This window comes from Mameliella sp. CS4 (genome assembly GCF_019392335.1).
Classification (GTDB): Bacteria; Pseudomonadota; Alphaproteobacteria; order Rhodobacterales; family Rhodobacteraceae; genus Antarctobacter.
Genome location: NZ_JAHXRQ010000050.1, coordinates 1 through 9,366 on the forward strand (window position 1 = coordinate 1; position 9,366 = coordinate 9,366).

Below are 9,366 nucleotides of genomic sequence, written 5' to 3' on the forward strand. Positions count from 1 at the left end.
AGCACCAACTGCGCGAGCTTTTCGGCGCCAAGGTCTTTCAGCTTGTCGGTGGAAAGCGCGGGTTTGCGGGCCATGGGTGGGTCTCGGGTTTGGAGATTTTGCCATAGCACCTGCCTTGGGCAGATCGTTGGGGCAAGTCTTGAGGCTTGACTGAGGAGAGACTGCGGGAGGATGGCGGGGTTGCGTGGGTCTGTTGTGCTGTACGGCCGATCTGGCAGCATCTACTTCGGCAGATGCGAAACAGCAGCAACCGAACTTGGTCCGCATAAATTTACCGCCGCTCGGTCAGGCCCTGAGCATGTCGCATGGTGTTGCATTCAAGCGTAAATGGCATGGCGGGCGAATTGGCGGGTATAACCTCTGGATGTAGGTTTTTTCTCTTAAAATCAAAGATTAATGGCGGAGCAGACAAGACCGGGAGCAAACGTTCTCTACCCCGTAAGGCATAGATGCTATTGACTTGCAACGCAGTCAGAGGCGGCATCCGCTGCAAACGCGACTGACATCCAACGGGTGCGTTCCCCTGCGCGGAGCCGAATGACGACACGCTGCACCTCGCCGACTTCTACGGCATCCTGCAGGCCGACGCCTATACCGGCTTCGAGGAACTCGATGAGCTCAGGCCCGAAAGTGTGGCGCGCGTGCGAGAGGCGGCGTGTTGGGCGCATCTCCGACGTAACTTCCAAGACGTCTGGAAACTGAGGCTGCTCAGTGACAACGGCTCCTCCTACGTCGCCAGCGAGCTGGCAGAATATCTCGAAGACAAAGGCTTGAACCATGTCCGAGGCGCGCCCTTGCGCCTACAGGTCCATGAATCGCCTCCCGGGCGGCATGTGATTTGCCCAGCCCCACGGTGGCCCGGATGCCGAGCGTCGGCGCAACGCCATCGTCCGCAAGGTGCCAGTCGCAGACCGAAGCGCAATACTGTTCCAGCAGGAGCTGCAGCCTCGACTGTCCCTCAGCAGCGGTCAGCGCAGGCGGGGTGTAATCCGGGGCGGGAACCTCCGCATCGCGTGGCGGCAGACGGCCGTCCTGCGCCAGGCGCAACTTGTCAGCGATCTTTTTCCGGGCGTCTTCGTGGGAATAGGGGCTGGCCCTGTCCTTGCGCGGGCGGGTCAGGTCCGTGCTGTCGGCGAAACGGTCCAGGCAAGGTCGGCGATGGCCTCGGCATCATAGTGGCGCCCGGCATCGAGAACGTCATGCACAACGTGGAAGGCGATCTGACTCAGCCAGGCGTCCCGCCCGTCCACGACGATGCCGTTCTCGCGCTGGATGCCCGCATGTCCGGGGGCCACTGTCCGGCGGCCACGCGCGGATTACAATGGACCGGGGGCGGCCAGGAAGGACCTGGCCACCTCCGCGTCGATCAGCGGAAAATCGTCGAGGGTCACATTGAGGGGCGTTTCGTCTCCGGGCCAGTAATAGGGCTTCTCGCCAACCCACACCCGCAAGGGCGGCAAGCTCTACCGCTACTACGTCAGCCAAACGGTGTTGAAGCATGGCGCCGGATCGTGTCCCGTGGGTCGTGTCCCAGCAGGCGAGATCGAGGCGGCCGTGATCGACCAGCTCCGCGCCGTATTCCGCCAGCCCGAGATCGTGGCCGGGACGTGGAAGGCGGCCCGAGCGCATGACGGCGACATCACTGAAGAAGACGCCCGCGCCGCGTTGCAGCAGATCGATCCGCTGTGGGACGAACTCTTCCCCGCAGAGCAGGCGCGCATCGTGGCGCTGCTGGTCGAGCGCGTGGAAATCGGCACGGACGGGTTGAACGTCCGGCTCCGGGTGGACGGACTCAACGACCTCGCGCGCGAGATGCTTGCAGGCGGCATCGAGGCGGCAGCATGACCCGCGCGACGCAAATCGCCGAGACCGTGACGCGCACGTCCCGTTCCGCGTGGTGAAGCGCGGCGGGCGAAAGGAGATGCGGTTTCCGGCAGGAGCGCCACATCCGCAGCGCACGGACAGCTCGCTGGTCAAGGCACTGGCCCGCGCGTTCCGCTGGAAGCGCATGCTGGATTCGGGGGAGTTCACAACGATCGCCGAATTGGCCGACCGCGAAGGGATCGCGCCATCTTACATGACCCGCGTCCTGCGGCTTGCGTTGCTCGCCCCAGAGATCGTGGAGGCGATCCTGGACGGGACGCAAGGGCCGGAGATGACGTTAGCGCAGGTGCTGGAACCATTCCCCGGAGAGTGGGAGGAGCAGCCCATCCACTTCGGTTAGTTGACCCAAACCGCGCCCAGAATTTAGCCTACCTTGGACGCTTTGGCAGTGCAGGAGCAGCGAAACTCGGTCCGTTGGTCCCGCGACGGCTAGAGCATGAACTGTGCGAGTGCGTAGGGAATGAATACGGCAACGACGATGCCGACAAGATCCAATCCAGCTCCAGCACGCAACATCCGCGCGCGCGTAATCGCCGGGTAGGCAAAGACGATAGCGTTTGGCGGCGTCGCCACTGGCAGCATGAAACCAACGGAGGCCGCAAGAGCGATCGGCACCATTGCCGAGGCGGCATCCATGCCAAAACCGGTGGCTGTCGCACCCGCGACCGGCAGAAAGATCGCCGCCATGGCCGTATTGCTCGCCAACTCGCCTATCAAGACGATCACGACTGCGAATGTCAGTATGACCCATAGCTGACCCAACCCCTCGACGCGAGCGATCCCTCCCGCCAGCCATGTCGCCAGGCCCGAACGCTCTATTGTTCCGGCAAGGGCAAGACCGCCACCGAAAAGAATGAGGACGTCCCAGCGAAGTCCTTTCGCGGTCTCCCAATCAAGCAGCCGCCCTCCAGATCCGCTCGGAACCGCGAAAAGCAGAACCCCGGCGAGGATCGCGATTCCCGCATCGGTAACCCCAGCCTCGGGAAACTGCCGCTCAATGAGGGGACGAAGCAGGAGGCCGAGCGCAGCAAGTGAGCCGATCCATGCAACACGCTTGGCCCCGATGCTGAGGGGGGCATTGGACGACGGAAGACCGAACAGACCGGCATTTGGCCGATACTGTACTTTGGTCAACAAAAGCCAAACTAGCGGAAGCATCACGGCGACAACAGGCAGTCCGATGAGCGCCCATTCAGCGAAACCAATCACGCGGTCATAGCGCTCTGAAAGGTGTGCTGCGAGAATTGCGTTGGGCGGCGTGCCGATGAGCGAGCCCATACCGCCAATGGTGGCCGCGTACGCGACGCCCAGCAGCGCCGCAACCGCGAAACGCTCGTCCGATGGCCGGCTCGCTGCCATCGCCGCCGCGATGGGTGCCATCACCATTGTCGAGGCCGTGTTGCTGATCCAGAAACTCAGAAAGGCTGTCACCAGCATCAGTCCTGCGATGACAGCGGACGGTTCGCGGCCCACCCGGCTCAGTAAACGGGTCGCGAGCGCAAGATGCAATTCCCAGCGCTCAATTGCACGCGCTACCAGGAAGCCGCCCAGGAACAGAATGATGAGCGGATGGGCGTAGGCTTTGGCCTGGTCCTCGATCCCGCCCAATCCTGCCAGAGGAAAAAGAGCCAGCGGAACGAGTGCTGTCACCGCCAGAGGAAGCGCCTCCGTCAGCCATAGAGCCGCCATGGCGACCGCGAACCCGAGTGCCCGCCACGCGGGGTCGCCCATACCTTCGGGTGGCGGCACAAGCATGACAACCGCTCCTACCAGAATTGAGACGATCAGCCCGAACCGCATTGCATATCCTCCGATTGCAGGGCGCCTGGCCCCAAAAGCCGTACGGACCCCCTGAATTCAAGTGATCCTCTCAGCTTGACGCGGGTTGCGCCACCCGTACCTTCAAGCCCGAACTTGCCAAACTCCTGACCCGAATGCCTTCGGAATTTCGAAACCGCTGCAGGTGAAAATCGAACTCCGCACCACCACCGGACCGACAGCACGCTGTTGAAGGCGTTGGCCCGCGCATTTCGGTAGAAACGAATGTTGGAATCGGGCGAGTTCGCCACCATCTCCGAACTGGCCGAGCGCGAGGGGCTCGCGCAACCAACTACAGGGTGGTCCCGCGCAATCGCTTCTTTGAACTCTTTGACGAGAAAAAGAACGCCCTGGTCGGGCCGACCATGTGGGAAGACCCGTTCGAGAATTTCATCCTGAGGTCGCCTGTCCGCACTGCCGCTGGCGAGACCGGAGAATTCGCCTTCTATGAGGATGTCTACGGCCAGTACTGGACGCTCAAGAAGAGATCGGATGCGATGTGGCGCATCTACTCGCCGAAAACGGATACCGTGCGCGTCAGAACAACAGTTGGCAGACTGATCGACAGCCTTTGCGCTGCCAACAAGGGTGCGACCAACGATAGCGGCGTCATCGGCAAGGTCGACTATCCTTCTGATTTCAAGCTCAAGAAATTCGCGCGTACAGTCTTCAAGGACGGTCTGACCGCCGAAGCCGTTGCCAAGTCCCTGCTAAGATAACGGGATGCCTTCGAACACGAGGCCGAAGTCCGGCTGACCTATTTCGAAGGACAAAACAAAAAGCACGACGACGGCGTCTACAAATACGCACTCGGCCCGCATGCCGCGTTTGGTCGGTCAGCAATCGCATGAAACGTGACCTGGCCATCCGGGCGTTGAACACGGCCATCGCGCTGCGGCGTCCGCCGAAGGGGTGTATCCATCATACAGATCGCGGCAGCCAATACTGCTCCCACGATTATCAGAAAATCCTGCGCCGGCATGGCTTCAACGTGTCGATGAGCGGAACTGGCAATTGCTACGACAAAGCGGCCGTCGAAACCATCTTCAAGACGATCAAGGCTGAGCTGCCGTGGCAGCGGTCTTGGCCCACCCGCCGGGCGGCCGAGCTGGCAATCTTCGAATACATCAACGGCTTCTAAAATCCGCGACGCCGCCACTCTGCACTCGGCTGGAAGAGCCCCGTCGCTTTCGAAGCTCAGGCCGCGGAAATGAGCACCGGGGGCGGCACGAAACCGTGACAGGTCCAGTTCATCGCTTTAGTTCGCTTACTGTGCTTTGAAAACCTTGGTGACGACCGCAGCATTGGTCACTCTGGGCTCGAAGCGGACTTGTCGGGGTGCAGCGGGGCGCTCCTGTCCCGCGTCCAGACATCCGACTTAGACGGACCTTCACCGACATCTTTCAACGACGACCTGTGGTCCGTCGAAGAAGGTATTTTCCGCACCCGAAATTTCGAATGACAGCCCATCTTACAGCGCCGGGCGAACCGGAAACAGCGGACAAGCGTCTGCTTTGGAAGCTGTTGTCGTTGGGGATTGACGTCGGATTGAATGTCGGAACGCGGGGTCCTTGCGCAGTCAGCTCAATTCTCTCAGCAACCATTCCGCGCGGGCGATATGGTTTCGCGCGATGTCGAGCTTTCCTTCCAGCCGGGCCTTCTTGTCGGCAGAGCGTGCGGCGTCGATTTCGGCCCGCAGGTCGGCCGCTTTCACGCGGAGCTTTTGCAGGACCCTCTCAACGTGGCTCGACTTGATCTCGCTCGCCTTTCCGCTTTCGAGGCGCGCTTTGTAGTCTTCGACTTTTGCGGCCAGCTTTTTCAGACCCATCTTAGCTTCTCCAATCTTGATCCCAAAGCCAACCCTAGGCGCGTTTCACAGCAATTTCGTGACAGCGTTGTCCGACCGACCATTACCGAGATGTCTTGGCGTGTTCGGTAACGGCCTCGCTGAGTTCATCTTCGTCGAGTGACAGGAGCCGTTCCACTTCCGCCATCGCGTTTTCCCGTTCGATGTAGTAGCTGCGCGCGGCTTCGATCAGACCCCGCATGGCGCCATAAGCGTAACCGGAATCGTTCATGAACGAGGTGGCGGCCGTGGCGTTCAGCGCGCCCTTGCGGATGAGGGTATCGACGCGCTGCGATGTCATGCGCGCGTCATCCTCGATCTGGGCGCGTTCCTGATCCAGCCAGAGCGCGCTGCGGTTCTCGGGCTCGATCTGGCCGAGCTTCCTGATCTCGACCGCGATCCGTGCAAGTTCGGTGCGAAGCTCATCGTAAAGCTCGGTCGTGACACCCTGGCGACGCACGGTGTAGCGCAATACGTTCTTGCGCAGGTGTTTCACGGATTTCACGGCCTGCACGATTTCGCTGGCCACGTCCCGCAGCGCGTAGACCCGTTCGGCGATATCGTGGTCGACCCTTTTGTCGCCAACCCGCGTCGTGAATTCCACGATACCCGCGTAAATCACTTTCACACGGCGTTCGTAGCTTTCATCGAGATCAAGCTCGAACGGCGTTCGGCTGTGGCGAACCAGATCGGCCACGTCGTCGGTCGCGAACACCTCGTCACGATGCAGGTTGAGACCGTGCAGGATCAACTCGACCGCGTTCTCGTAGAGGTGCAGCACCTCCTTGCGGAGTGCGGTTTCGAGGGTCTGAGGGAATTCGTCCACCGCCTCGTTGAGGTAGCGCGGGCGGCTTACGTCCGGCACGGGCTCGACAATGCGGTGCACGAGAAACGCAATGAGCCGGTTGAGGACCGGCAGCATCAGTGCGACGCCCAGCACGTTGAAGATCGTGTGGAAAACGGCGAGCTTCATCGCGTAGTCACTCGGGGCAATGCCGACCAGATCGCTGATCCAGTCCACCGCGTCGCGCAGCGGGGCAATGAGCACCAGCGCGACAAGCGCGGTCACCGTGTTGAAGATCAGGTGGGCCAGCGCCAGTCGCTTGCCCTGAAAATTCGCACCCAGCGACCCGAGGATCGCCGTGATCGTCGTGCCGATATTCGCCCCGATCGCCAGGGCCAGCGCGTTCTCGTAGCTGATCTGCCCTGCGGACAGCGCGGTAAGGATCAGGACCATCGTGGCATGGCTGGACTGCATGACGACGGTCGCGGCGGTGCCGACGAGGGAATAGACGAAGAGACCGAGCAAACCCGTTAGCGCAAACCGTGTCAGGTCGATCTGGTCCTTGAAGGCCTCGAAGCCCTCTTTCATGTGGTGGATGCCGAGGAACAGGAATCCCAGCCCGGCGAGTGCGTATCCGATACCCCGCAGGGGCTTGGGTTTCTGGAACACCAGGACGATGCTGAGCGCGATCATCGGCATGGCGTAGGCCGCGATATTGATCTTCAGCCCAAGTCCCGCAACCAGCCATGCGCCGGTCGTCGTCCCGATATTGGCACCGAAGATGATGCCCACGCCCCCTATGAGCGAGATAAGTCCGGCGCTCAGAAACGAGATGGTAATGACCGAAACCAACGAGCTGGATTGCAAAAGCGTGGTCGAGAGTATCCCGAACGAGATCGCCCGGACCGTCGAGCCGGTCGCGCGTTCGAGAATCCGCTCCAGCGCGCCACCGCCGAAGAGCTTGAACCCATCTTCGAGCATAAGCATGCCGAAGAGAAAGATCGCAACGCCCGCCGCGATCTCCTGCGCGTCGGGACTGACCCAAAAGGTCAGCAAAAGCGCTCCGACGACGATGGGAAGGTAGTAGCGCGTCATGACCACCCGCAGCGCGCCTGGAACGCCATCGGGCGGACAGGCGCGGACAAGGGCGGCACGCACTCAGGTGCTGCAATCGGATCGGTCTTTCCTTCCACCGCCTGTGGTTCCTTCGGAGTGTTGCAATTCAAAGACATACCGCCGAAGGAAAGCGCTGTCCTTGACTTGGCTCATGGGAGCTTTCCGCAGGCTTGTGATGATGCTGCTTCGATCACGCAAAAGCCTGGGGGACCTGCCGTGTTGAGAACAGAAAAGATCGAGAGTGCCGCGCAGCGGAACCGGGACGAATTGTTCCGGTTCGGAACGGCGTTGCTTTTCATCGTCGGCATCATGCTTTTCACCATCGTCCGGACCGACGGCGGTATCGACGGCATTCTCCTGGTCGCCGCAGCGATGATCGGCGGCTACATGGCGATGAATATCGGGGCCAACGATGTGGCGAACAATGTCGGGCCCGCTGTCGGTTCGCACGCCATCACCCTGACCGGGGCCATTTTCATCGCCGCCTTCTTTGAAGCCGGTGGCGCCCTTATTGCGGGCGGGGATGTCGTGGGCACGATCAAGAGCGGGATCATCGATCCCGATCTCGTGGCGGACCGGGATACCTTCATCTGGATCATGATCGCGGCCCTTCTGGCGGCGGCGGTCTGGCTCAACTTTGCAACTGTCATCGGCGCGCCGGTCTCGACCACGCACTCGATTGTCGGCGGCGTGCTTGGCGGGGGCATCGCGGCGGCGGGCTGGAACATCGCAGATTGGTCCGTGGTGGGCCAGATCGCGATAAGCTGGGTGATTTCCCCGTTGTTGGGCGGGTTGATCGCGGCCGGGTTTCTCATTCTCATCAAACGCACGATCACCTACAAACGGGATGTTCTGACGGCCGCCAACCGCATGGTACCAGTGCTTGTGGCGGTCATGGCCTGGGCGTTTTCGACCTACCTCATGCTGAAAGGCGTCAAGAAGATCATCGCCGTTTCCTTCCCCGTGGCGCTTCTTATCGGGGTGATGGTAGCGCTTGTCGTCTACGTAGCCATGCGGCCCTACATCGCCCGGATGACGGCCAAGCTCGACAACCACAAGGTCAGCGTCAACGACCTTTTCACGGTGCCACTGATCTTCGCCGCAGCGCTATTGAGCTTCGCGCATGGTGCCAATGACGTCGCAAATGCGGTTGGACCTTTGGCCGGGATAAACGAAGCCATCACCGAAGGCGGGATTTCGATTAAAGCCGGGATTCCCCTCTGGGTCATGGCCGTGGGTGCGCTCGGGATAGCTTTGGGGCTCGCGCTTTACGGGCCAAAGCTAATTCGGACTGTCGGCAGCGAAATCACGGAGCTCGACAAGACCCGCGCCTTCTGCATCGCCATGGCCGCCGCGATCACCGTCATTGTCGCGTCGCAGCTCGGTCTGCCGGTCAGTTCGACCCATATTGCCGTTGGCGGCGTATTCGGCGTCGGCTTTCTGCGCGAATACATCAAGTCGAGCTACGCGCGCATGCTCGACGATATCCGCAACCATCATGCAGCCAAAGACCCTGAAGCGGTCGACGCGTTCCTGGCCGAATTCGAAGCGGCGGATGTCGCCACCAAGGGGGACATGCTGCGCCAGATGAAAGCGCAGGCGGCTGCAGACCGGTTGCTCGGGAAACAGGAGCGGCGTGGCCTCGGGCGCGTGCACCGCGTCGAACTGGTAAAACGCAACCTGCTCCTGCGCATCGCGGCAGCTTGGATCATCACGGTCCCGATCGCGGCGGTCCTGTCTGCAATGTTCTTTTTCATGATCCGCGGCATGATGCTGCCGTGAACAGACCCTGAGCTTTGGTCATTCGGCCATTCATTCCGTGGAGAAACAGCAGAGCAGAACTAGGGTCAGGACTCGTTCTCACTCAAAGCCAGAAGATGACGGTTGCGGCGAGTGCGATCGCTGAGAAGAAGGTCTT

The 9,366-nt window shown here is 61.1% G+C and carries 7 protein-coding genes and 3 pseudogenes; 6 read left to right on the top strand and 4 right to left on the bottom strand.

Going from position 1 to position 9,366, the window contains the following annotated elements; all coding sequences use genetic code 11:
* Positions 1-551: 551 nt before the first annotated feature.
* Positions 552-806, top strand: a pseudogene (locus tag KZZ07_RS28295) (IS66 family transposase); the annotation flags it as partial.
* Between the two features lie 309 nt (positions 807-1,115).
* Here KZZ07_RS28295 and KZZ07_RS26115 read toward each other — a convergent pair.
* The gene (locus tag KZZ07_RS26115; protein ID WP_219519704.1) at positions 1,116-1,295 is read right to left on the bottom strand and encodes a hypothetical protein; all 180 of its coding nucleotides are present in this window, start codon (positions 1,293-1,295) and stop codon (positions 1,116-1,118) included.
* Between the two features lie 133 nt (positions 1,296-1,428).
* On the opposite strand from KZZ07_RS26115, the pseudogene KZZ07_RS26120 reads away from it, so the two are divergent.
* Positions 1,429-1,845: pseudogene (locus KZZ07_RS26120) on the top strand (recombinase zinc ribbon domain-containing protein); the annotation flags it as partial.
* Positions 1,846-1,921: 76 nt separating this feature from the next.
* Entirely contained in the window at positions 1,922-2,224 is a 303-nt protein-coding gene (locus KZZ07_RS26125; RefSeq protein WP_367181466.1) for a hypothetical protein, read from the top strand.
* An 89-nt stretch (positions 2,225-2,313) separates the two neighbouring features.
* Here the strand turns inward: KZZ07_RS26125 and KZZ07_RS26130 are convergent, their stop codons facing one another.
* Positions 2,314-3,684 carry an SLC13 family permease gene (locus tag KZZ07_RS26130; protein ID WP_219519706.1) on the bottom strand — a complete coding sequence of 457 codons (1,371 nt, stop codon included), beginning with the start codon at positions 3,682-3,684 and terminating at the stop codon, positions 2,314-2,316.
* Between the two features lie 317 nt (positions 3,685-4,001).
* Here KZZ07_RS26130 and KZZ07_RS26135 point away from each other — a divergent pair, with 317 nt between their 5' ends.
* A complete protein-coding gene (locus KZZ07_RS26135; RefSeq protein WP_219519707.1) occupies positions 4,002-4,421 on the top strand; it encodes a hypothetical protein in 420 nt (139 codons plus the stop codon).
* Between the two features lie 110 nt (positions 4,422-4,531).
* A pseudogene (locus tag KZZ07_RS26140) lies at positions 4,532-4,942 on the top strand (DDE-type integrase/transposase/recombinase); the annotation flags it as partial.
* Positions 4,943-5,281: 339 nt separating this feature from the next.
* On the opposite strand, the gene KZZ07_RS26145 reads toward KZZ07_RS26140, so the two are convergent.
* Entirely contained in the window at positions 5,282-5,530 is a 249-nt protein-coding gene (locus tag KZZ07_RS26145) for a hypothetical protein (RefSeq protein ID WP_219519708.1), read from the bottom strand.
* 82 nt (positions 5,531-5,612) lie between these two features.
* A complete protein-coding gene (locus KZZ07_RS26150; RefSeq protein ID WP_370631266.1) occupies positions 5,613-7,490 on the bottom strand; it encodes a Na/Pi cotransporter family protein in 1,878 nt (625 codons plus the stop codon).
* A gap of 174 nt (positions 7,491-7,664) precedes the next feature.
* On the opposite strand from KZZ07_RS26150, the gene KZZ07_RS26155 reads away from it, so the two are divergent.
* Positions 7,665-9,230 carry an inorganic phosphate transporter gene (locus tag KZZ07_RS26155; RefSeq protein WP_370631267.1) on the top strand — a complete coding sequence of 522 codons (1,566 nt, stop codon included), beginning with the start codon at positions 7,665-7,667 and terminating at the stop codon, positions 9,228-9,230.
* Positions 9,231-9,366 lie beyond the last annotated feature (136 nt).

What these genes read in the sequence shown, in the direction of transcription:
- KZZ07_RS26125 (WP_367181466.1), top strand. Translation starts at nt 1,922, where the DNA reads ATGCGGTTTCCGGCAGGAGCGCCACATCCGCAGCGCACGGACAGCTCG.
- KZZ07_RS26145 (WP_219519708.1), bottom strand. Translation starts at nt 5,530, where the DNA reads ATGGGTCTGAAAAAGCTGGCCGCAAAAGTCGAAGACTACAAAGCGCGC.
- KZZ07_RS26130 (WP_219519706.1), bottom strand. Translation starts at nt 3,684, where the DNA reads ATGCGGTTCGGGCTGATCGTCTCAATTCTGGTAGGAGCGGTTGTCATG.